This is a genomic window from Corynebacterium pseudokroppenstedtii, assembly GCF_019754945.1.
Classification (GTDB): Bacteria; Actinomycetota; Actinomycetes; order Mycobacteriales; family Mycobacteriaceae; genus Corynebacterium; species Corynebacterium pseudokroppenstedtii.
Genome location: NZ_JAEUWU010000006.1, coordinates 44,308 through 66,253, shown reverse-complemented (window position 1 = coordinate 66,253; position 21,946 = coordinate 44,308). Strand labels below are relative to the sequence as shown.

Annotated in this window: 33 protein-coding genes; 26 read left to right on the top strand and 7 right to left on the bottom strand. The window is 53.9% G+C overall.

The features are described 5' to 3' along the window. Positions 1-1,188 precede the first annotated feature (1,188 nt). From JMN36_RS10550 to JMN36_RS10540, 3 genes are read right to left on the bottom strand one after another with little or no spacing between them, the layout of a single operon-like run. Positions 1,189-2,268, bottom strand: coding sequence for a type I restriction enzyme HsdR N-terminal domain-containing protein (locus JMN36_RS10550; RefSeq protein WP_204088054.1), 1,080 nt, complete (start codon positions 2,266-2,268; stop codon positions 1,189-1,191). Continuing rightward, entirely contained in the window at positions 2,265-2,669 is a 405-nt protein-coding gene (locus tag JMN36_RS10545) for an ImmA/IrrE family metallo-endopeptidase (RefSeq protein ID WP_221924400.1), read from the bottom strand. Before JMN36_RS10545 ends, JMN36_RS10550 begins: the two co-directional genes overlap by 4 nt. Next, positions 2,647-3,114, bottom strand: coding sequence for a hypothetical protein (locus JMN36_RS10540; protein WP_060941981.1), 468 nt, complete (start codon positions 3,112-3,114; stop codon positions 2,647-2,649). Before JMN36_RS10540 ends, JMN36_RS10545 begins: the two co-directional genes overlap by 23 nt. An 82-nt stretch (positions 3,115-3,196) precedes the next feature. Between JMN36_RS10540 and JMN36_RS10535 the strand changes: the two genes are divergently transcribed. Together JMN36_RS10535 and JMN36_RS10530 are read left to right on the top strand one after the other, a co-directional pair. Further along, complete coding sequence (locus JMN36_RS10535) at positions 3,197-3,499, top strand: hypothetical protein (protein WP_156441634.1); 303 nt, start codon at positions 3,197-3,199, stop codon at positions 3,497-3,499. A gap of 11 nt (positions 3,500-3,510) precedes the next feature. Next, positions 3,511-3,666 carry a hypothetical protein gene (locus JMN36_RS10530; protein ID WP_156441635.1) on the top strand — a complete coding sequence of 52 codons (156 nt, stop codon included), beginning with the start codon at positions 3,511-3,513 and terminating at the stop codon, positions 3,664-3,666. Here JMN36_RS10530 and JMN36_RS10525 read toward each other — a convergent pair. After that, positions 3,663-3,824, bottom strand: coding sequence for a hypothetical protein (locus JMN36_RS10525; protein ID WP_156441636.1), 162 nt, complete (start codon positions 3,822-3,824; stop codon positions 3,663-3,665). The two genes, JMN36_RS10530 and JMN36_RS10525, sit on opposite strands and share 4 nt — an antisense overlap. 109 nt (positions 3,825-3,933) lie before the next feature. Between JMN36_RS10525 and JMN36_RS10520 the strand changes: the two genes are divergently transcribed. The 14 genes from JMN36_RS10520 to JMN36_RS10455 all read left to right on the top strand — a co-directional run bounded on the left by JMN36_RS10520 (position 3,934) and on the right by JMN36_RS10455 (position 11,898). Further along, entirely contained in the window at positions 3,934-4,707 is a 774-nt protein-coding gene (locus JMN36_RS10520) for a phage antirepressor N-terminal domain-containing protein (RefSeq protein WP_221924399.1), read from the top strand. 68 nt (positions 4,708-4,775) lie between these two features. Next, the gene (locus JMN36_RS10515; RefSeq protein ID WP_204088057.1) at positions 4,776-4,982 is read left to right on the top strand and encodes a hypothetical protein; all 207 of its coding nucleotides are present in this window, start codon (positions 4,776-4,778) and stop codon (positions 4,980-4,982) included. Between the two features lie 12 nt (positions 4,983-4,994). Further along, positions 4,995-5,162 carry a hypothetical protein gene (locus JMN36_RS10510; RefSeq protein ID WP_156441638.1) on the top strand — a complete coding sequence of 56 codons (168 nt, stop codon included), beginning with the start codon at positions 4,995-4,997 and terminating at the stop codon, positions 5,160-5,162. Positions 5,163-5,485: 323 nt separating this feature from the next. Further along, complete coding sequence (locus tag JMN36_RS11145) at positions 5,486-5,710, top strand: HNH endonuclease (RefSeq protein ID WP_156441639.1); 225 nt, start codon at positions 5,486-5,488, stop codon at positions 5,708-5,710. A gap of 535 nt (positions 5,711-6,245) precedes the next feature. Further along, complete coding sequence (locus JMN36_RS10500) at positions 6,246-6,452, top strand: helix-turn-helix domain-containing protein (RefSeq protein WP_046202059.1); 207 nt, start codon at positions 6,246-6,248, stop codon at positions 6,450-6,452. Further along, complete coding sequence (locus JMN36_RS10495; RefSeq protein ID WP_204088059.1) at positions 6,449-6,679, top strand: hypothetical protein; 231 nt, start codon at positions 6,449-6,451, stop codon at positions 6,677-6,679. The genes JMN36_RS10500 and JMN36_RS10495 overlap by 4 nt, the downstream gene beginning before the upstream one ends. 2 nt (positions 6,680-6,681) lie before the next feature. Continuing rightward, the gene (locus JMN36_RS10490) at positions 6,682-7,566 is read left to right on the top strand and encodes a YqaJ viral recombinase family protein (RefSeq protein WP_221924398.1); all 885 of its coding nucleotides are present in this window, start codon (positions 6,682-6,684) and stop codon (positions 7,564-7,566) included. Then, on the top strand, positions 7,566-8,072 hold the full coding sequence (locus tag JMN36_RS10485; RefSeq protein ID WP_204088061.1) for a hypothetical protein: 507 nt from the start codon (positions 7,566-7,568) through the stop codon (positions 8,070-8,072). Before JMN36_RS10490 ends, JMN36_RS10485 begins: the two co-directional genes overlap by 1 nt. Continuing rightward, entirely contained in the window at positions 8,065-8,424 is a 360-nt protein-coding gene (locus tag JMN36_RS10480) for a hypothetical protein (RefSeq protein WP_204088062.1), read from the top strand. Before JMN36_RS10485 ends, JMN36_RS10480 begins: the two co-directional genes overlap by 8 nt. Positions 8,425-8,431: 7 nt before the next feature. After that, positions 8,432-8,755, top strand: coding sequence for an HNH endonuclease (locus JMN36_RS10475; protein WP_235428979.1), 324 nt, complete (start codon positions 8,432-8,434; stop codon positions 8,753-8,755). A 217-nt stretch (positions 8,756-8,972) separates the two neighbouring features. Then, on the top strand, positions 8,973-9,830 hold the full coding sequence (locus JMN36_RS10470) for a helix-turn-helix domain-containing protein (RefSeq protein ID WP_204088063.1): 858 nt from the start codon (positions 8,973-8,975) through the stop codon (positions 9,828-9,830). Further along, a complete protein-coding gene (locus JMN36_RS10465; RefSeq protein ID WP_221924397.1) occupies positions 9,827-10,318 on the top strand; it encodes a hypothetical protein in 492 nt (163 codons plus the stop codon). The genes JMN36_RS10470 and JMN36_RS10465 overlap by 4 nt, the downstream gene beginning before the upstream one ends. 112 nt (positions 10,319-10,430) lie before the next feature. Next, the gene (gene ssb, locus JMN36_RS10460; protein WP_221924396.1) at positions 10,431-10,931 is read left to right on the top strand and encodes a single-stranded DNA-binding protein; all 501 of its coding nucleotides are present in this window, start codon (positions 10,431-10,433) and stop codon (positions 10,929-10,931) included. A gap of 619 nt (positions 10,932-11,550) precedes the next feature. Continuing rightward, positions 11,551-11,898, top strand: coding sequence for a hypothetical protein (locus tag JMN36_RS10455; protein WP_012732236.1), 348 nt, complete (start codon positions 11,551-11,553; stop codon positions 11,896-11,898). Positions 11,899-12,085: 187 nt separating this feature from the next. Here the strand turns inward: JMN36_RS10455 and JMN36_RS11140 are convergent, their stop codons facing one another. Next, on the bottom strand, positions 12,086-12,217 hold the full coding sequence (locus tag JMN36_RS11140; RefSeq protein ID WP_221924402.1) for a Fic family protein: 132 nt from the start codon (positions 12,215-12,217) through the stop codon (positions 12,086-12,088). A gap of 156 nt (positions 12,218-12,373) precedes the next feature. Then, positions 12,374-12,541, bottom strand: a complete 168-nt coding sequence (locus tag JMN36_RS10445; RefSeq protein ID WP_204582244.1) for a hypothetical protein — start codon at positions 12,539-12,541, stop codon at positions 12,374-12,376. Between the two features lie 90 nt (positions 12,542-12,631). Here JMN36_RS10445 and JMN36_RS10440 point away from each other — a divergent pair, with 90 nt between their 5' ends. The 6 genes from JMN36_RS10440 (at position 12,632) to JMN36_RS10415 (ending at position 16,716) form a co-directional block, all read left to right on the top strand. After that, positions 12,632-13,012: a hypothetical protein gene (locus JMN36_RS10440; protein WP_204088067.1), complete on the top strand. Its 381-nt coding sequence runs from the start codon at positions 12,632-12,634 to the stop codon at positions 13,010-13,012. 260 nt (positions 13,013-13,272) lie between these two features. Continuing rightward, positions 13,273-14,163, top strand: coding sequence for a DNA-processing protein DprA (locus JMN36_RS10435; protein ID WP_204088068.1), 891 nt, complete (start codon positions 13,273-13,275; stop codon positions 14,161-14,163). A gap of 146 nt (positions 14,164-14,309) precedes the next feature. After that, entirely contained in the window at positions 14,310-14,909 is a 600-nt protein-coding gene (locus JMN36_RS10430) for a phosphoribosyltransferase (RefSeq protein WP_204088069.1), read from the top strand. A gap of 378 nt (positions 14,910-15,287) precedes the next feature. Beyond that, a complete protein-coding gene (locus tag JMN36_RS11135) occupies positions 15,288-15,602 on the top strand; it encodes a DUF2283 domain-containing protein (RefSeq protein WP_204088070.1) in 315 nt (104 codons plus the stop codon). 97 nt (positions 15,603-15,699) lie between these two features. Then, a complete protein-coding gene (locus tag JMN36_RS10420) occupies positions 15,700-16,512 on the top strand; it encodes a nucleotidyltransferase family protein (protein WP_204088071.1) in 813 nt (270 codons plus the stop codon). A gap of 3 nt (positions 16,513-16,515) precedes the next feature. Beyond that, positions 16,516-16,716, top strand: coding sequence for a hypothetical protein (locus tag JMN36_RS10415; protein WP_204088072.1), 201 nt, complete (start codon positions 16,516-16,518; stop codon positions 16,714-16,716). Positions 16,717-17,169: 453 nt separating this feature from the next. Here the strand turns inward: JMN36_RS10415 and JMN36_RS10410 are convergent, their stop codons facing one another. Then, positions 17,170-17,916 carry a metalloregulator ArsR/SmtB family transcription factor gene (locus JMN36_RS10410; RefSeq protein ID WP_221924395.1) on the bottom strand — a complete coding sequence of 249 codons (747 nt, stop codon included), beginning with the start codon at positions 17,914-17,916 and terminating at the stop codon, positions 17,170-17,172. 87 nt (positions 17,917-18,003) lie between these two features. Between JMN36_RS10410 and arsD the strand changes: the two genes are divergently transcribed. The 4 genes from arsD to JMN36_RS10395 all read left to right on the top strand — a co-directional run bounded on the left by arsD (position 18,004) and on the right by JMN36_RS10395 (position 21,939). After that, the gene (gene arsD / locus JMN36_RS10405) at positions 18,004-18,372 is read left to right on the top strand and encodes an arsenite efflux transporter metallochaperone ArsD (RefSeq protein WP_204088074.1); all 369 of its coding nucleotides are present in this window, start codon (positions 18,004-18,006) and stop codon (positions 18,370-18,372) included. Further along, on the top strand, positions 18,372-20,123 hold the full coding sequence (gene arsA / locus JMN36_RS10400) for an arsenical pump-driving ATPase (protein ID WP_221924394.1): 1,752 nt from the start codon (positions 18,372-18,374) through the stop codon (positions 20,121-20,123). Before arsD ends, arsA begins: the two co-directional genes overlap by 1 nt. 44 nt (positions 20,124-20,167) lie before the next feature. Further along, positions 20,168-20,290 (top strand): hypothetical protein, encoded by a 123-nt coding sequence (locus tag JMN36_RS10955; protein WP_269091350.1) that lies wholly within the window; start codon positions 20,168-20,170, stop codon positions 20,288-20,290. 359 nt (positions 20,291-20,649) lie between these two features. After that, positions 20,650-21,939: a hypothetical protein gene (locus JMN36_RS10395; RefSeq protein ID WP_012732226.1), complete on the top strand. Its 1,290-nt coding sequence runs from the start codon at positions 20,650-20,652 to the stop codon at positions 21,937-21,939. Positions 21,940-21,946 lie beyond the last annotated feature (7 nt).

Here is a 21,946-nt window from a genome sequence, read left to right as displayed (position 1 = left end):
ATATTTTCCGCCAAGATGCGGTCCTCTACAAGACGGACCACACGATCCTTCGCATCCTGGTCAAATTTTCTTGGCATATTCCAGATTTTCCCATCTACTCAAACGGAACAAAACCTGGGACACTTCATGTGGCGGTGGTAGCGGTTTTATATTGTGTGTGGGTATAGTGGTTGGTGCCTTCTTTTGAAGGTCTCTGGTAGTGGATAATGTTGCCCCGTCTGCTCTTGGTTCATGGGTAGACGGGGCGTTTTCTATGTGTGAACCCTCAGCTGATGATTGCCGGGTTATACGGTCCCGGGGTAACACTGTGTGGGGTGGAGTGCCCGTAAGAAGGATGATTCCCTCGCGGGGGCGAGGGGAGACTGTTCTGAGGAGGAACAGATGAATGAGTTCGCTTGTTCGCACGATGGGGAACTAACGGACGACGACGGGTTTAATCGTAGCAAAAGTGGGTTGAAGTGAGGTAGTGGGGTGTCTGTGGGTTGTGTCACTATGAGGTGTTTGCCGTTCAGAGGTGTCTTGTAGTGGTCCGCCGTCGGCTGGTGATGCTGTTGATAATGAAGAATGCCCCCCGCAGGGACGAGGGGCATGTGGGAAAACCGGCTATCAGTTTTCGGGACAATATAGTACATAAGTAGGGTGCCCGTATCAATCCGGCTTTATGTAAACATGTCACGTATATTCGGTTGGCGTGCCAGGTTTTGACCTGGTTTGCATCCCAGAGCGGCGAGGATCATGTCGAGGTTGTAGTGGTTCGTTGATCGGTCTTGACCTGGCTGTTGTAAAAGTTGTTTACATTTGTCTTGAGCTAGTTCACCGTCGCGGATTATTTCGCGAATATGGTGGTTGATAGCGGGGGTGCCGACACTGAAGAGTTCGGCCATTTGCTTCGTGTTGAGCCAGGCTGTGCCTTGTTTGAGCTGCATCTTCCGAGAAGGAGGGGTGCGATTGAAGCGACGGCCAGGGTAACCGTGGGGAGATGTCGCGTGTGCATGGGGTCTCCTTATTAATTAGACGGTTTGTGAGGCTCTGGGATTATCGTTTTGTAGTTGGCGCGCCAGACTTCAACAAGATTGGCTGTCACACCTAGTTCTTGGGCGATGGCCCCACGGAAAGTGGATCCCCACTCGAAAGTCGGGGTACCCGGTTTCTATCGTGCCTTTCCCCAGCGGCAAAACAGGTCATGCATTACTTAAGCGATGCACAACGCTCACGTATAAGCTCAGAATGCTGATAAATATCGGAAACACTACTCAGATCGAAACGATGCTCCTCCCGGTTAGCATCGAAGATCCCGATTTGAGGAACCCGCCTATCAAAGTAAAGCCGCGCAATTGGCTTCCGATTGTTATCTTGGAACAGAATGGCGCAATAAGTCTTAGCATCACGAATAGCTATATCGTCAATTGATACCTCAGCACAACCAATAGCTCTAATAATTGAGAACGCGTCGAGCTCTTCCTCGGTCGTGACGATTTCGGATGCTGGTTGAGATACTTCAGCGTCATCGGCTGGAGAAGTCTTCTCAGATGTTGTAGCAGATCCACCCTCTTCGTACTCTTGTGCAGTCCGTAGCCTTCGATTTGCCTCGTCTCTCAGGAATTGGGCTTGAGCTGTCGATACAAGGCTTGTGAACTCATCTAGGTTTTGTGCTGTCATCCGCTTTGTAGTAACCCGAGAGGCTATCATCCTCACCCAGTCCTGATCCGGCTTAGTAAATTGCGCTCCCAACACTTTTCGAATCTCTGAAATATATTTTAGTTGCTCGGCGCTAGCAGCGATGGTGTCCGAATCGAATTTAGCCTTCGTGCACATTTCGAGGTGAGGGAATACACGTGCGTCTACTTGGTTGAGGTCGATCGTCATAAACGGCTTTTCATCCATGCGGTTTGCTGCGTCGAGCTGTGCATAGAATTCGTAGACTTCCCCATTGGTTAGGATGGCGAATTCAGTGTCGGTGACGTTGAAGTAACGGACGAGTTGAGTGGCATGATCGAGGCATAGTGGTTCACCGATCTTTTTGCACTCAATGAGGAATCGGAAATCGCCTCCGGATTTGATGGCGAAGTCGACTTTTTCGCCTCGCCGTTTACCGATGTCTGCTGTGTATTCGGGGATGACTTCTCGTGGGTCTGTGACGTCATATCCGAGAACGTCGGAGATGAAGGGGATGATAAATGCGGTTTTGGTTGCTTCTTCGGTCTCGATGACGTGTTTAAGTTCTTTGACTTTAGAGGCGAGTGTGTCGATGGCTTGTGAAACGCTCATGAGGTGACGTGTCTTTCGGAATTGTGGTTGGCTTCCCATACGGTGACTAGGTGTACGGTGACGCCTAGTTCTAGGGCGATCGCTCCTGGACAGGAACCATGGATGAGTTCGGCATCCATATATTCATCCTGACCAATAAGTAGATTAGCAGCCCAGGTATCGGCTTCGTGCTCTTGTCGTTCTTTAAACCATCCTTCGGCTCTGCTGTCGTGCCCGCAGAAGGCGTGGCCTAGTTCGTGGGCGAGTGTGCAGCGGGAGTTGACCCATCCGAGGTCACGGCGGATTGAGATTGTCCGGGTGTTGCTGTACCAGCGGCCTTTCTCGCCTCCGGTGTGGGTGGTGATGGTGATGCCGTGGGTTGCGGCGAGCACTTCGAGGTTAGGGGCCGTCTGAATAGTCATCATCTCCTGGTTCTGGCTCGGTCGGGGAGCTGTCGGCAACGTAGGGGAGGTCCTCCTCGTCGGGTGTGGTGTCACTATAAGCGGAGGGTGTGACATGACGACGCTGCGCGAGCTCATCGACGGGTGTGTCGAGGGGGCCATTACGTTTCACGCCAATTTTCATGCGGCGTAACACTTCGTCTGCGAGTTCATCTTCGGTGACAGCACGTAGTGCCCGGGCGGGGTCTACTTGTGTGGCCCATTTTTCGTCGAGGTAGCCAGTGTCGACGAGCGCTCCGACTGGGTGATGCCCGTAGGCGATGGCTATGGCGATCACATTCTCAGCACTAATACGGCTTCGTTCTACTTGCCTCGCGAAGGTCCGGTGGACGATTCCAGCTTTGGTAGCGATCGCATTGATCGCGTCGCCATCTGAGATTTGTTCTACCCAATCTGAATGGTTCATGAGTTCATCGTAACACCACTATTGCCATTATGGCAAGGGTCTGGACTGGGAAAATAAAATTTTCTAGAAAAAACTTGACATAATGTCCGATAGTCTGTCTGAATGGCAATCAGCAAGCCGGAACGGCAAGTTGTCGGCAGAACTCACTAAGGAGGTGAACATTATGCGACTTGATCCCGAAGTCATCACAGACGCGATGGAACGCACAGGTTCCCGATCGGTAGACGAGTTCGGCTGGAAGTTTCTTAACAAGACGGGGACGACTGTTCGTAACTACATGACGGGTAAGAGCGTTCCGAGGGTTCCTACTTTGATGATCCTTAAGCGGATCACTCATCGTCCGCTCGACCAAATGATTATTGAAGACAACTCAATCGCTGCGTAGGAGAGGAAGAGATGAGTTCCCGAATTGAATACAAGAACTTTGTTATCAGCTCCGACGGTGAGCAGATAGAGATTGCCACCGCCGGAGGTGAGAGGGTCACGGTTGACCATGGCGATGTCGTTGCCGTGACCAATGCTATGCAGACGCTAAAGCAGTTGGTTGGCTAGCGCCCTTCTAGCACGTTGCGGATAGTTTCGAGCAACTCAGTCTGAGTTCGTAGTTCGTCTTCGATGTGTCCGAGACGGTCTTCGATAGAGCTGAGCATCATATTTTGACTCGTGTTATCCGCAATTGATTGAAGCAGATCGACAACTTTCTGATCCACAGTGATCACCTCCTCCCTGGGGATGTGTCCCACAGGGAAGAGGCTACTCAAATCAATAGAAAATGCCCCGGCGGTAACCGGGGCAAGGAGTTCCAAAGGAGGAACAAAAATGAAGCAGTTAGTAACTGTACCAGTTCCAGGCGCTCACGCGGAACTGAAAGCTGTGCAGACTGAGGACGGTAAACAATGGGCGGCTATTCGCCCGATCTGCGACGCGCTTGGCATCGACAGTAAGTCGCAGCGTCGCAAGCTTCATGACAAGTCGTGGGCACGTGGGGTCATGATGACCTCACGTGACACCAAGGGGCGCAACCAAGAGATGTTCATGGTTGATCGTCAGACACTGACCATGTGGCTAGCCACTATCGACACCAACCGCGTCGCCCCGGAAGTCCGACCCACACTCGAAGCGTTCCAAAACGAAGCAGCCGACGCTCTCGACCGCTACTTCCACCAGGGCGGTGCGATCAACCCACGCGCGACTGAGCACCAACAAAAGGCGCTGATGTTTGAGCTGCGCTCACAGATGGAACTCGCCCAAGCGGCGAAAGGCCCTATCCACGACGATTTTCTTGAGGCAAAGGCCCGCATCATCCTAGCCCGCGGGATGGGGGAGACCCCACAGCTGGACCCGGCCCGGAAACCGCTGTATGTGCAGGATTTCCTCAAGAGCAAGGGCCTGTCGAAGAAACAGTTGTCAGCTAAAGCCCCCATGTTTGGAAAGCATTTGAAGGCTGCGTGGACGGATGTTCATGGCGTGGTTCCGCAGAAGGTTCCGGTGGAGTTGCCGAATGGTCGAGTTATTGAGGCTTATGGCTACACGGAGGCGGACCGGTCTTTGATGCAGCAGGTTTGGGACGAATACTTCGCCGTCACCGCCTAAAAGGAAAAGAGGATAAGGATCATGGAAAAACAAAACATTGAATACGACTACACGGATAGGGGTGAAGAGTGATGAAACCAGCTTTGGAGTTTCGGTCGCCAGAGCTCCATCTAGCAACCGGTGACGGTGTTGTTGTGCTCTCCCTTGGAGATAAGTCCATAAAGCTAAGCGGTGAGGATGTTGAAGCCCTAGTAAGGGTTCTTCGTGCTGCCGACTTCTTAGCCGACCACGGGTACGTATCCGGAATGAACGTAGATAGCCCGAACACTATGTGAAAGGAGTGAGTGATGCGGAAGGTTGCGAAGCTCAATATTGAGGCGGATTCGTTGGGAATCAACCTCAATATTGATGGTGCCCCGGAGGGGATTCTTATTGAGTACGAGATTGTGCCGAAGGTGGCTAAAGCGGTACTGGCCGAGATCCTGGACTGGCAACAAGCAGCCCAGGACTCGTAGGCATTAACTACTTCGACTTCTTAGACCGAGTTTCAGTAACCGTGGTCTTTGGATGCCGAAAGGCTCATATTGACAAGTTGTTCGGTGTTGGGGAGTCGAATGTGTAGTTCGTGCGGTGTGTGGTTCGTGTGGTGGGGAAGCTGCGCGAAGGAGATGAAGAAAGGAGGTTGGTTCAGTTGGTCGGGTTGCAACGCAAACCGTCGTCGGTCGATAAAGAGGGTTGTTGTTCTTGGTGCGGTAAGCCCGTTGCGTACAAGGGTCGTGGTCGAAAGCCGAAGTATTGCTCGCGTTCATGTAGGCAGCGTGCATATGAGTACCGATTAATGAGTAATAGTGAGTTGTTCACGTTTTTACGGAAGTTTGATCGTTGCTATTTGTGCGGTGAACGTCTCGATTGGTCGGATCCTTTGGATGTTTGTCTTGACCATGTAATTCCCACGATTCGTGGCGGCATGACTATTCCAGAAAATCTTCGTTCTGTTCATGTGGAATGTAATGCGATTAAGGGTGAGAAGCTCTTAGATCCTTCTGAGTTTGGTCTCAGGTGATTGCCTCATTCGATGTTGTGTGGCTAGACGTGTGTCGTTTTGTTTCGACACATTCGTCACAACGCACTCTATAAAACATACAAGCGATGTTTCGTCACATTGTTTCGTCACATTAGCCCTACGAGTAAGACTCCCCTGGATTCGTGATCCGGGTAGGGCACAAGGGTTTAACAGCCCGGTGTTATTTGATTAATCGCATAGTGAATAGCCCTGTGGGATACGGGGAGCGAGCGTGTTTCTTAGATCGCGATGACCTCCCTACACCTGCCATTGGCGACGGCTGTGGTGGAGGTAACGACACGGGGTGTTAACAAAACTTTTTGGGTGGCGCTGGTGCCCGTGCAACAAGGCATCGCGGGGTGGTCAATGCACTATGGCTACCTGTGGGGTTCGATTCCCCGCCCGCCCACAAGGGAAACAACGGTTGTTTCCCGTATGTGAAAAAAGGGGAGGGGCCTTAGGTTGTTGCGTCTGGATTGGCGTCTACTCGCAACAGCCTTGGCCCCTCATTGTCACCAAAGAGGGAGTGGTGAAAATGCCTAAGAAAAGAAGGCAAGTTTTTAGTGTACGCCGTGTGTATCGGGTTGGTGAAGTGGCGGACATGTTGGGGTTGAGTGCGAATTCGGTGTATGCGCTGGTTCGTAGTGGCCAGTTGCGGACTTTGCCGAAGCGGTCGCCGTTTTCTGATTGGCGTATTCCGGCTTGGGCTGTTGATGAGTTTGTGGGGGAGGGGTTGAGGTGACGCGCGATGAAGAAATTTTGAAGTCGATGGTGGATCACCCGGCTGGTCGCCACGTTCGCATTGATGATGAGTTGGATATGACGTTTATTGATTTGGCGAATGAGGCCTATGAGGAGAGTAGGGGCCGTTTTCGCTGGTCGTGGGGGCTTGTTTGGCATGCTGTCGTTGGTGTTGCCGCTATCGCAATGTTGTTTATTGATCTGATTTGGTTGGGGACGGTGAGTTAATTATGTCGGAAAAGCAATGCAGGCTTTTGGAGTTTGATTCTGAGCAGGAGTGGTTGGAGGCGCGGAAGCGGTATTTCACGGCGACGATGATGGCTGACTTGGCGACTGGTGGTTCTGGTGCCCGTGAGCGTGTGTATCGGGATCGGCATGGGTTGAGCAAGCCGTTTGCGGGTAATTCGTATACGCAGTGGGGGCATGAGCGGGAGCCGGTGTTGGTGAATTACGCGCGGGAGCATGTGGACTCGAGGTTGGTTCACAGCGCCGACCTTTACGTCTCAACAGAGATAGAAGACGCTGCTTGCACCCCGGACGCTGTGGGTTGCCGTGAGGATGGCACTGTTGCGGTGTTGGCTGAGGCGAAGACCACCAAGAACATGTGGTGGAAGCGTGAGGATGTTCCAGACCGCTACTTGTGGCAGATCCAGTGGCAGTTGTTGGTGACGGGGGCTGAGGCGTGTGTGCTGGTGTTTGAGTATCACGTGGATTTCGAGCCACGCGGGATTGACCGTTTCCTCATTCGCCCGGATCAGGACATGCAGGAAAGGCTTTTGGCTTTGTTGGCCCAGCAGCGGGATTTTGAGGCCGATCATGTGGAGGCCCGGTTGCCTGATTTCTTTGCTGATCGTGTCCGTGAGTTGTCGAAGCTGAAGGAGCAGGCCCGTGAGCTGGAGGATGAGCTTAAAGCGGAGATCAGGGAGTTCACGGGCGGGGAGGATTTCAGTTATTCGGATGATGATGTGCAGGTAACGCTGTCGACGCCTAAGCCGTCGGCCCGGTTTCAAACGTCTGAGTTTAAGAAGGCGGAGCCTGAGCTGTATGAGCGGTTTGTTAAGGCGGGTAAGGCCCCGTCTCAGCGGGTCACGTTGAAGTGGAAGGGGGCCGCGTAATGGCCAAGGTCCAGCTTGAAAATTATGAGCCTGTCGAGGAGCGCATACTGCGCTTTAAGAAAGAGCACCCGAATTTTCGTTGCCTTACGGAACTTACTTATGAGGGTGATCCGGGTAGTACACGCTGGATTATTAAGGCCAGTGTGTGGCGTGATGCTGAGAATGTGGGGATGCCGGATGCGACCGGTTATGCCTTTGAGATTGACGGGGCGGGCATGGCGCAGCGGACTGCGGCGTTGGAGACGTGTGAGACGTCGGCTATTGGGCGTGCGTTGGCGAATCTGGGTTATGGGGGCAATAGGCGTGTCACCCGTGAGGAAATGCGGAAGGTGAAGCGTGATGAGGACCGCCGGTTGATTGTTGACCGGTTGAAGTCGGTGCCTGATGTGGGGGCTTTGCGCGCGTTGTGGGAGGACGCGAAGGCTGCTGAGGTGACCGACCAGTCATTATGGCAGGCGTTTAAGAAACGCACCGAGCAGTTGGAAGGTGGCGGTCCGGGTGAGTGAGTATGCGCCGTTGAATCCGGTTCAGATTGAGCAGCAGATCAGTGAGGCGGTGACCCAGATTTCGCGATCTATTCGCCCGGTCAGTGAGGCGTATAACACCTGGCAGAAGGCGGAGCTTGATTTTAAGGCGGCGTTTGCCAGGGTGTTTCTTGATGCTGATGGGCCGATGGAGGAGCGTAAGCAGCGTGCTGTGGCCGGGACGGTGGATGAGGCGTTAGCTGCGCGTGTTGCTGAGGGTGAGTATAAGCGTCTGTTGGATTTTCAGCGGTCGTTTCGTGACCAACTCTCGGCGTTGCAGTCGGTGCAGAAGTCGGTGAATGCGGCGTATCAGGCGGCGGGTCACGATGGGTAGAAAGAGGATGCCTGTTGAGGTGGCCCGTGTTGTTGGTGATCGTGCTGGTGGCCGGTGTGAGGCGATGGTGTTTCCGGTGTGTACCGGTGGCGCTGAGCAGCTTCACCATAGGCAGTACCGGTCGCGGGGTGGTGAACACACGGTAACGAACCTCGTGTTTATCTGTAAGGCTTGTCATGACTGGGTGCATGCCCACCCGCGAGAGTCGGCCGAGATTGGTTTGAGTGTTCACTCGTGGCAGGAGCCGGGCGATGTGCCTGTTCACTATAGGGGAAGGCCCGCTGTGTTGGATGATGCGGGCGGGGTGACGTATTCGATCATGGAGGAATAACACCACCCCTGTTGTGTGAACTTTCTTTTCGGGTGGGGTAGTTGCGTGCGCTTTGTCGTGGTGACTACCTCACCCTTTTTTATCGAACAATTGTACTAATTTTGGAGGTTGTTATGAAGTCGTGGATTGAGTTTGTGGCGGGGTTGAGTGGTGAGGATTTCCGCGCCCATTGGCTCGCCCGGATGCAGTTAGCGAAATCTGTAGGAGGTGAAAAGTAATGTCGCAAATATTTCAGGGCCCAGGGCCTGAAGACGACTTCACCCTGATTCCGAACAGCATCTCAAGATCTACTGAGCTACCCGCGAGGGCCAAGGCCGTTTACATCTTCATGCGGTCACACAGGGACGGGTGGAACATCACTACCACGTCGGTTGCGCACGCTCTGGGGATGAACAAAGACACGGTCGCTAAGGCTATTAATGACCTTATCGAGTCTGGCCATATGCGGCGGATTGAGAAACGTGCTGAAAGTGGGAGGTTTGCAGGTTGGGACTATGAAGTGCTTTCAGGTTACTTCCCCGTGTCCGAGGAATTCGGAAGTGGCGATTTGGCCGGTTCCGGAAAACCCGTATCCGGAAAACCCGTATCCGGAAATTCCGGACGCATAAGAAGACTATATTCCAAGAAAACTAAAGAGATAACTTCGTTATCTCAAGAAGATCATGCTCAAACCTCCGGTTCGAGCGAGCGTGAGTCTCGGTCTGATCGGTTCGATGAATTCTGGGATGCCTACCCACGCAAGGTTGGCAAGAAGAAAGCGCGGGCCAAATTCGCGGCGGCCATCAAGGCTGCCGGGGATGCTCAACGCGTCATTGACGGGGCACTGAGGCTTGCGGCTGATCCGAACCTCCCGGAAAAGCAGTTCATTCCTCACCCGACAACGTGGCTGGAGCGTGGCGGTTGGGACGATGAGCCGCTTCCAGCCCGGTCATTGCCTAGGCAGGTGCCGCAACGAAAGAGCGAAGCTGAGCAGTGGGACGACGTACGCCGTGAGCTGCGACAACAACGAGAAGTGCGCAACCAGGCAACCATCGTTGACGGCGAAGTCCTGGATCAGCAGGAGATCGAACAATGAACCAAGATCAGGCTGAAGAACTGGCTCTCGACATCCTTGAAAAGGGCCGTTACCTGGCCAAAGACCGGTTCCCTGTCCCTGACACGAAGACGGTTCAGGCGTGGGCGGAGGTGGTGGGCCGCTACCGCCTGCCCGACTGGCTGTGGCTTGAGGCGGTCACGATTTTCTGCATGGAGAAGATCACTCAGCGGATGGTGACCCCGTTGGACATTCTCGAGGCTGCGCGGGTGGCTAAAACACGCTGGGAGCAGTCGCCGGAAGGCCGCACGGCACTGGCTAAGGCTCGGGGAGAAGCGCCCACCACACAGGCCGAAGTTGAGGCCTACTACAGCAAAACCCCTGTTCAACGCGATGAAACACCGCGTGAGTATCAGCAGCGTGTCCACCCTCGTGTAGCTCGGATGATCGCGGACATGCTGGAGCGGCGGAAGGACGCCCCGCCGTATCGGGCTGAGCCGGGCCATTGGTGGAGCCCTAAGAAGCTCTAAATTCGCGCCCATTGGCCCCGTAGAGCCACGAACACGCCCCCGCTGGTGTAGTGGCCTACCCGCGGGGGTTCAAACGTCTTAAAACCCTATTTTCATGAAAGGAATGCTCAACATGGCACAAACGCCCATCCACACCACCATCGTCGGCCGACTCGTAGCCGACCCAGAAGTCCGCTACACCAACGACGGCAAACCCGTCGCCAGCTTCACTATTGCCAGCTCACAGCGGGTCTACAACAAACAAACCGGCCAGTGGGAAGACGGGGAAGCAACATTTTTGGGCTGCACGGCCTGGTCGAAACTGGCTGAGGGTGTGGCCACCCTCGGCAAAGGCCAGCGGGTGATCGCCACTGGTGTACTCAGGCAGCGCCGGTGGGAGGGGCAGGACGGCCAGAAGCGGTCGAAGTTGGAGCTGACGGCCGGTGAGGTTGGAACAAGTGTTCTATTCGCCACCGGCAATAATGGGGGTGGAGGTAATCAGCCCCGAAACCAACAACAAACCGGCCAAAACAAAACCCCATGGAACAACCCCAGCACCCCGCCAAGGCCAGCTGGAACGCGGGCGGATTCAACACCGACGACCAACCCCCTTTCTGACCAACAACCCCGATAAGGAGAGGAAACCATGAGCCCCATCCGAATCCCCTACAACAGGCCACCCATCACAGACACCCACCCCACACCAAAAAACAGGAAATTCGCCACGATCATAGGCCGAATGTTGGAAGCGCACATCCGCAAATGGTGCAGTACCCACAACACCCACAAACCCGGCACCGTCACACTCCACTACCAACCCAGAGAGGCCAGCACAGACGACAAACTCCGACTCGTACTCACCAACTCACTACTCCAACAAGTAACCCACACGGTGTACCCCTCGGCCACAGTCACAGACCCCGAACTGCACAAACCAGGCCACACACCACACCCCGTCTGGCTCGACATCACACCCCCACGCAAAGCGAGCAAACAATGACAACAAACCGCATTCCCCACATCCACACCCCATCAAGATTCACTCCGCCCCCCATCACCAAACGCAAACTATGCCAAGATCACCCAGAGTGGACCACCGACAGCGACAAAGAGGACATGGCCCCCGACTTCATCGCCATCTGCCAACAGTGCCCAGCACTCAACCAGTGCGAAGACTACCTACAAGCCCATGAACAAGTAGGAGCCCCCATCTTTGGGGTAGTAGCCGGGCGAACCTACTACAAAGGAGCATTATGACCAACCAACGCACACTACCATCACTACCAGCCATTGACCCGCCGATTATTACACGACGCACACTCTGCGCAGGCCGGCCCGAGTGGTCAGCCACCAAACTCACCGACAGTGCACGCACCAAACTCAAACAAGCTTGCCACCAGTGCCCGGCACTAGCCCAGTGCGAGGCCTACCTGCAAACCTACGAGAAAGCCAAACTCCCCATTGCCGGGGTTGTCGCCGGACGCGAGTGGGGAGACACCGGAAACGTCACCTGCCGGAAAGGCCACACCCTCACCCTCGCCACCACAGCCATGCGAGGCGGCTACCTCTACTGCAGAACCTGCGAACGGCACAACCAATGACGCTATCCGGCGAACAATGCAAGGAGCGCGCCCATGCCACGTAACCGACAGTCTGCGAAGAACGCTCATATACAGCCGAAAAGGCGATCACAATCGCGAACTGTGATTCACAAACCACAAAGTAAGATCGGAACTACTGATTCTATGGCAGACAACATCTACAACTAGCTCTACAACTTCACTCTGCTCAGCGACCACAGTAACCCCCACGGCGATTCAAGTGGACTGCCGCAACTACCCAAGTTGTTCGTTTATTCCCATCAGAAAACGGATGCCGCGTAGCAAGCTCGAAGAGAACAACCGCAGCCTCCTCGTAAATCGAGCGACACCGTCTGTGCCCAAAAAACTCCTAAAAAGGGGCACATACCGCAGCATCCAAACCCCCCATAATCAAAGAGGCAGACCCGCCCCCTAGCCTGTTGCTTGTTAATGGCAATAACCGTGTCCACAGGCAAACACTGAGGAGAAGACCCCGTCATAGGTGTTCAAGGCGGGCTAACGCTTCAGCCCACTGTTGAGAAACCTGACGAATTGACTCATCTACCTCAGCATCATCGACCGGTTCATAGGCTAATGATGGAGCCGCCGGGCCACGCCCAGTAGTGGCTTCTTGGATATAGGCGGCGATGTTTTCTGCCCTCATAACCCCTCCTTTCTCACTCTTAAGCATCAACTCTACCCGCGCGGTGGGACATTTCGATATTCCAAAACACTAACTTTGAAAGGTCAACGCATGTCAAGGAATAGAAGATCAGCAAAAAAGGCTGGGACGGCGTTTGAAACCGCCGTCGCCACCTACCTAGCCGAAGAGCTCGACAGCGACTTCATCGAGCGACGCAGACTCAGCGGCGCCAACGACCGAGGAGACATCACCGGAGTACGCGACAGCCGCGGCCAAGGACTATGCATCGAATGCAAAAACTACGGAGGCCAACTCGAGCCAGGCACATGGGTCAAAGAAGCTCACATAGAAATGGGCAACGATTCTGCAGTAGCCGGAATAGTCGTCGCCAAACGACGCGGCACCACCAACCCTGGCGCGCAGTTCGTGTTGATGACTGTTAACGATCTGGTCGCTTTGATTCGCGGCGACCGGCCAGACAACGACCTATAACCACGCTGAACCCCACGAGATGCTGGCCTCCACACTCTCACCCACCCACTCAGCATTCGGGCGATCACCGCATGCTGCCCCGGACACAACGAAAACCAGGTCGTCGAAGCCCTCCGCGACCTCGAACTAGCCGGACAAGCACACGAAACCCCACGAGGATGGACATGCGCAGAGAAACGCTAGGGAGTGTCCCTACAGATCGTTATACTTAATCCAGACAGTAAATATGAGCGTTCTAACTCGTTAGGTGGTGAAGACGGATGGAGAGGTCGCGGCTCGACCACCTTGCACACGTCCTCGAACTCACCAGAACAAAACTCAACTTGACCCAGCCAGAACGAGTCGCCGAACTCATCACCACAGGGGACGCCACACAGGTAATAGCCGACCACGGGGATTATCTCCCATTCCCCAGCGAAACGAATAGCTTTGAACAATGCCGAGCAGATATAGCTGACTGGGACAGACGCGGCTTCAACATAGCCAGCATCCTCGAACCGGACTACCCCCACCTACTGCGAGAAGTCCACGAATCCCCAGCCCTGATCTACTGGACGGGAGACAACAAACCAAACGACATCGGCATTAGCATCGTCGGTTCAAGACACCCTACCGACGCTCAGGCACGCGCAGCCTACGACGTCGCACGCCAGCTATCCGAACACGGCATCACAGTCGTATCCGGCCTAGCACAAGGAATCGACGCCGCCGCCCACAGTGGTGCACTCGAAGTTGGTGGCCGCACAGTGGCTGTTATGGGCACCGGACTCGCACACACCTACCCTAAAGCCCACCAAGAACTGCGGAAAACTATCGAAACTCATGGGGGCCAAATTATCACCCAATTCGAACCCGACACCCCCGGAGCCCCATTCCGATTCCCCATGCGCAACGCCGTCATGTCAGGATTTAGCGTGGCAACACTAGTGATGGCAGCCACCGAAAAATCCGGAACCAGACACCAGGCCAAGGCCGCAGTAGGCCACGGTCACCCCGTCATCTTCCCCGCCGGTATCGCCAAGACCATATCCTGGGCAAAGGAAATGGTGGACAGGGGAGAAGCTGAAGTCGCCACAAGCGCACACGAGGCTGTACACATTGCCCTGGCCTGCATCCAGCGTCGTCGCGACAGCCTCAGCCTATTCGCATGACCGCGTTCTACCAGCAAGTTACCCGGTTTCTTGACGGGGAAGCCTATATCTACCCAGCCACAGCGACTAAAGACGCATGCGTCTACTGTCGCGGTAGCAAAACAAACGCCTCTTTTCCCACCTGTTTCACTTGCGACCAGCGGAACATGAAAGCCAGTCGCCCCGACCGGCTCGGCTTCGGCATCTACGCAGTGAACATGAAGCAATCAGGCCGCGTGATGAGAGACTACAAAAAGTCCGCGACAGCAACCATGCCGGGATCGTTCGATATGGCCAAGCAGATTGTCACGTGTCTTGCTTACCTAGGCATAATCCGCGCTCTCGAACGTGACCAATTCGATGCCGTCACTTATGTTCCCTCACTGAGTAGTCGGACAGGCCCCCACCCACTACAAATAGTGCTGAAGAGAGCATTGGAAAAAATCCAAGACGCACCACCACTGACTGATGCCCTACAGCCCTCCGACCTAAACGGCATGGAAGAACAATGGAAAAGGAGTATCCGACCAGAAAACTTTAATTGCTGCCATCAGCTGACTGGCCAACGAATACTTCTCATTGATGACACGTGGGCATCGGGCGGACATATGCTCTCCGCAGTCGGTGCTCTACGGCAGGGAGGAGTGCAGCATGTGACGGCAACTGCGTTGGCCCGCTGGCTCAAGGACGGCTTTGGAACAACCCCCACGATTCTTGAAACGATGCGCCGACAGAAGCCATCATTCTCGAACTACCAGTTCTTTTAAGAAAGCTCTGGAGCCTATCGCGGCTCCAGGCGACAACGCTCCGGTAACCGGCTCGTCGTACCGTCATCATATCACTGGTTGCGGCAAGACCAAAAGTCTTTTTAAAACAATTAATCTAGCCCGCCCACCGCAAGGGGCCTTTTATATATCCATAGCAACCGACACGAATGGAAAAACACAGAAGGTTAGACATGAACTCTTACCTGATTGACTACCACCGGCCAACCGGAAAAGTCACCTGCACCCACTACCCAAGCTCTACCGAAGCCACCGGGAAACCGGGGCAGTAGGAATCCCCGCCCTTTAAGGCAGGGAGGATGCCAAAAGAGAGCAAGACGTCTTAGTTATCACCACAGCGGTAGTAGGAGAAGATCGATAATGAAGGTAACCATCGACGCCTTAGCCGGCGCTGCCTATATTGAACTCAATGACGCCCCTGTAGCCCGAACGAAGGAACTGAGTGAGATTGTCCTGGTTGACTTAGATGAGTACAACGTCGTAGTAGGGATTGAATTGCTCAGCCCCGCAACAGCACCCCGAGTGCGTGAAATTACACAATCATACCACGTCAGTACAGAGTGTGCTCATCGTCTCGATCAAGTGCTTGATACAGTACGGGAGTTACGAATAACAGGAGGTCAGCCCACGAAACCCCACGCGGGTGGAAAACCACGACTATCTCTAAGAAAGTAAAATCCACAATAAAACAAGTGAAGTCACAACCGAGAGATATAAAACCTTGAGCTTCCTAAAAGACAAGCCATCCTGGTCAAACAATGAAATACACAAGATGGGGAAAGCGCTCCGAGAAGGAAGGAACTACGACAAAAAGCTATTCGCCCAATTCATGCTCCAACAAACGAGACTGATCAAAGCAATAGAACCCATCATCAAAGATGAATTAGTATCATCCATCCTCGTTGAAGCGAAAGGTAATGAAGAAGTCGAACCCAACTCCAACCGCTACCGATACTCGAGTAGGTTGAAAACGTATCAGACGCTAATCGAAAAACTAAGGAGGATGGATACCACCCCCATTGACCGGATCCAGGACATAGCTGGGCTACGTATAGACTTCGACGGCACCCTCGAGATGCAAGACACAGTTGCCCGACGGCTCGAAGGAGTTATGAAAGTATCTGGAGCGAAAAAGACCAGGATCCTTGATATGCGCTCCGAGCCCCACAATGGCTACCGAGCGGTCCACATCCACGTAGATTTCCCCGCAGGCAAAGCAGAAATCCAGATTCGCACACCACTCCAGGCCATTTGGGCAAACGCCTACGAAACCGCAGCCGACATCTTCGGCAGAGCAATCCGGTACCAAGGAGGGTGTGAGTGCCTTGACAAAAGAGAGCGGGAAATCGTTTATACCCTCCACAACGTGTCGGATAGGATCTGCCACGTCGAGTTGTCTCAACAAGAGGTCCGTAGCCGTCACCGAAAAGACAACAAACCGGGTGCTATAGCCCCACCAGTGACAGAAAACAACCGAAAAATAGAGCAAGTGTATGCCATCATCGGTGATATACTTAAGGCCCTTAGAGAGACTCGAAACAACCTCGAATCGTCGCTACCCTCACCAGATGAGCAGAAAGGTTAGCTAATGCCAGGTTTTCTCATCGAATACCACCGCAAACGTGGCAACGTAAAGGTTGAGAGGTTTGCCTCCCTGATCGAGGCAGTAGAGGAACGACTGCGACGAGACCAAAAAAACTCCGACGAGGATCTTGAAATCGTGACAGTAGCCAGCCAGAGCCGCGAGCAGTTAGAAAAATCGCACTCCCGTTATTTTCTCTCTGCCTAGCCAACTTTGTCTGAGTCCGTGCTCCTGCTCAGCCATGAGCAACACCTAACCCCACCTCCGAAAACAAAGGAAGTGGGGTTTTGCCATATCTAACAGGGGCAATGAGCATAGACCCTGCCAAGGAAACGGCAACGAACATCACGATCAATCGGAGAACCACCAGGGAACTCCACCAATCCCACACGGATGGAAAACCACCAAAAACTAGCAAGCAAGGAAACCATATGAGCGGTGGATAATGGTTGACCCGCCCCACTGACCACTCTACAATCTGCCTTGTAGAGATCGTTTCGTAAGCGACTCCACATCGCCGTAACCTCCTGGCCCCGCCGAGGGGGTTTACGTGCATCTACGGCCAAATGCGACAACGCCGATGGCGCAGACTATGCATGTTTTCCCCGTTCCGGTCGGGGTGGGTGTGTGCAAATACCCTTACGGGTGCGCAGATTTTCCTTAAGAAATTCGGCTCAACAACTCTTTTACGCGCTTGGTAATATCGTCGCGGATTTCGCGTACGACCTCTGTGGGTTCCCTCGACGGATCGGCGACCTCCCAGTCTTCATAGTGGGTTCCGGGGAAAATTGGGCATGATTCGCCACATCCCATCGTGATCACCCAATCGGCCATCTTCACTTTCGTCGGATCCAGTTTTTCTGGCTGCGCAAACGGCTCTAACGCAATTTCGGCGAGGGCGTCGCGTACCTCGGGGTGTACTTCCTCGGCCGGTTCGGTGCCTGCGCTCATGATGGTCACGTCAGATGTTGCTAGTTCTTGCGCAATGGCAGCTGCCATTTGTGAGCGACCAGCGTTTTGTCTGCAGGCGAAAAGGATTTTGGTCACGGCGGCTTCCTTTCGGCGTGTGGTTTGTTGAGGCACGTGTTTAGCGACAATGTCAAGGAGTTGAGTATCAAATTCCGAGGCGATCGAATAGTAGGCCCACTTACCCTGCTGTTCACGGCCTAATATGCCAGCATTTACCAGCTTGGTGAGATGGTGCGAAATGGTTGACCGGCTGATATTAAAAACCTCGGGGAATGAACATGCGCACACCGGGTTCGGTGAACAGCGGTATATGAACAGAGCCACTTGCAGCCGCGTGACATCACTAAGTGCCGCAAAAATACTCGCCGCGTCCCGACACCGTCCTTCGTCGGCAACTGCAGGTGCGGGGCAGCAATTCGGAGCATGTTGGCTGGTCATGCAAGAACCCTATCATGTTTCGATAAACATCGAAACGTGATAGAGTTCGAGTCAGTACGACAACCATCGAAATGTAAGGAGTTAATTGTGCGTCAAATCGATGTCTATGAACCGGCCCTGTGCTGTTCTTCCGGGCTCTGCGGAACCGACGTAGACCAAGCTCTCGTTGATTTCAATGCGGCGCTGACCACTCTGGAAAAGGAGGGCATTACCGTGACCAGGCATAATCTGGCGTCTGCCCCTACTGATTTTGCGACGTGCGAGCCAGTTCGCGCATATGTCGAGGTGGCGGGTACAGACGGCCTGCCAGTTACTGTGGTCGATGGCACTATCGTTGCTACTGGTTCTTACCCACAAGTTGATCAGCTCCGTCAATTCGCCGGGGTATCCCCGGAGGAAAAGACCACTTTGCCCGTCGTTGAGTCTGGCTGCTGTGGCGAAAGTGGGTGCTGCTAATGCCCCTTCCTGAACTGAGCACCAAGTTTGCGTTTTTCACTGGTAAAGGTGGAGTCGGAAAGACCACGGTTGCTTGCTCTCTAGCCACCCGTGCGGCAGGTGAAGGTAAACGAGTGCTGCTAGTGTCAACTGATCCAGCCTCGAACATTGGGCAGGTATTCGGCCGTGAGATCGGATCGGGCGGAGCAGAGCTAACCGACCTTGTGCCCGGCGCTAGCAGCTTTGATGCGGTAGAGATTGACCCGGAAGCAGAAGCGGAGCGGTATCGCGAATCTATCCTGGGTCCGGTTCGTGGCTTGCTGCCACCCGAGGTGCTAGCAACAACCGAAGAAACCTTGTCCGGTTCCTGCACCGTTGAAGTCGCTAGCTTTAATCGATTCGTCGATTATCTAACTAACGAAGACATTACTACCCGCTATGACCACATCATTTTCGATACCGCCCCGACCGGACACACTCTGCGGTTACTGTCCTTACCTGGCGATTGGTCAAGTTTCATTGATAAAGGCGCGGGCGATGCCTCGTGTCTGGGGCCGATGTCTGGACTGGAGAAGAACCGGCAAACCTATCACGAGGCGGTCGCCGCTCTGGCTGACCCGGCACAAACTTCACTGGTTCTGGTGGCCAGAGCTCAAATCTCGACTCTGCAGGAAGCTAACCGTTCCACCGGTGAACTACTTGAGATGGGAATCAAACCGGCACTGTTGGTGATCAACGGCATCCTGCCAGTAAGCGCCGCTACCGATCAGCTGTCGGAGTCAATTTATGCCAGGGAACAGGCACTACTTGATGGCCTTGCCACAAATCCTGAACTGAGCGCGATCAATAGTATTCCAACGGTACGGCTCGAGTTGAAGGCTAACCCGGTGATGGGGGTAGACGGCCTATCACACCTGGGCGAGCCTGACGGTAATGAAAGTTCGAACGCGGGTCCCGCACTAGAGCCGGGCTTGACGCAGTCCGTTTCAAATTCGCACGTTGATTTATCCAATCTGGTGGATGAGCTAGCACAGGGGAAACCGAAACTCGTCTTGTGCATGGGCAAAGGTGGGGTTGGCAAAACCACCGTGGCGCAAATGCTGGCATTGGAGCTCGCTAAGCGCGGCAAGCCGGTACATCTGTCCACCACGGACCCTGCGAATCACCTCGATGCTTCCCTCGAAGACAGCATCGGCGGTTTGACGGTGTCATCTATCGATCCTGACGCGGTGACAGCTAGCTACCGAGAAGAAGTACTCGCCAGCAAAGGCGCTTCCCTCGATGCCGACGGGTACGCACAGTTGGAGGAAGACCTGCGCTCCCCGTGCACAGAAGAAGTGGCCGTTTTCAACGCATTTTCTGAAGTCGTATCAACGGCCGAAAACCAGTGGGTTGTCCTCGACACCGCCCCCACTGGGCACACCCTGCTGTTACTGGACGCCACTGGGTCCTACCACCGCGAACTCATGCGTCAATCCGGACGTGACGATTCTGCGACCACGCTCCAACACCTGCAAAATACGGAAGTGACCCGGCCAATCCTCGTAACACTGCCAGAAACCACGCCAATGCTCGAGGCACAGTCGCTCGCAGCCGACCTATCGCGAGCAGGTATCGAGCCGTGGGCATGGGTAATCAACCAGTCGCTCCCAGCAACCGAGACGTCATCACCGTTCCTGCTACGAAGAGCCAATGCGCAACAGGAGGTAATTAATTCGGTCGTTAATCAGGCAGGGGTAGAAGTGGTTCAACTACCCGTCATACCCGACTAAGAACTATGCAAATATCGATTTACCGAAGTTAAAACGATGACGCCGTGGTGGGAATAGTCGTCGCTAAACGACGTGGCACCACCAACCCCGGCGCCCAATACGTGTTGATGACCCTCAACGACCTCGTCGCCTTGATCCGCGGCGACCGCCCCGACAACGACCTATAGAAAGAACACACCGCAATGGCCTGACATACAGCTCACACCGAAAGACTCTCCGACAGGATGCGATGCTCAACTCAACGAACGACGCCGCCCATCACATCCTGATCAAATTTCCTCAGCATGTTCCAAATCTCCCATCTACTCAAACGGAACAAAACCAGGGCACGCCAATCACACCAGCACCGTACAACACCACCACCAGCACCTTGAACCATAGTTCCTGTCATGAGGCTGCTCCGGTTGTAATGTTTAAGAATTGCTATATCCTTATTAAAGGATCGAGCAAGCATCATCGCATTCTGATCCCATTGAGCTCCCCATCAAGGAGCGCCCCTCACAAATGAACCAGCAGGAAAGCATTCATGTCTATATCCAGCATAAGTGCCCGGATGCTGGGAGCTGCACTACTCATCGCAGCCCCACTGGCTACAGTCGGTACACCCGTCGCACAGGCCATCCCAGATATGCCTCAAGGCTACCCAATCACAAACCTGTACAAGAGTTGTACTCCGGAATCAGCACACACTGATCACTACCCTGAATGGCACTATGGGGAAACCGGTCGTCGCTACCTCGGTGATGGAAACATCCAATTCACCAACAAAACAGACAAAACAGTTCCTTACACCGCCTCAATCGAAACAGGAACTAATCACAAGATTGACGCGAATTCCAAGGCCTCTCTCCCCTCCGGGTGGAACACTACCGCCAAATCCGACATTGGATTAAAGGAATCCAACGGGTGGCTAGACAACGAAACCTTCGGGCCCATCAACCTAGGACCGGGAGAATCCGTCCGCATTGAATACGGTGTCGTCGAAAAAGACTTCATCGCTATGTACGTCACCTGCCAAGACGGCGTCCTTACCAATGCCGAAGGCGCCAACGTTATTCGCGGTACCGGCCCCGCCGAACGCTACGCATACGCGTACATCATCAAAGCTGATGGCACCGTCTCAGACCTTGCGATGGATATTCCAACCCGCAACCCAGGGGCAAACAGTAAGCCCAGTGGAAACACCTACAACAGCCACTCAGGGCCGAGCCTGGAAAAAGTTGCAGACCCCAAGCGCGACGAAATTATCGAACCCACACAGGAACCACAGCATGATTCGTCCTGGCCTACGCTAGGTCAAACATGCAACAACAGAGACAAAACCTGGTACCCATATCACATCACAGCAACAAAACCAGATTTTGCAAAACCAGGCTATTCAAACGACTTCCTGAATTGGTCAGATTCCGAGTACACGTACACACCACAGACAGACTACGTGGTTGGCGCAGAATACAACGGCTACTCTAACTGGAAAAACGTAAGAAACCACCTGCCCAACGGCTGGTTGGAATCTATCGGAGTGATTGAGCGCGCATACATGCCAGTGGGCACTCCTCTAAAACCCGTTCACCTAGCCCCCGGTGAAAAAGTCCGCGTGGAATACGGAACAACCATGACGCGAGTGAATTACCAAGAAATCCATTGCGGAAAAGACGGAAAATACTCCTTGCTCTCCCACTATCCTCAGGCGTCAGCACCCAGTGGATTCTGGGCACAGGCAAAAATCACATCCAAGGACGGATCAACCAGAACTGAAGACATCACACCAGACCAGTGGCGTACATTGCCCGTACCCACCCAATCATCTAACTAATCACACC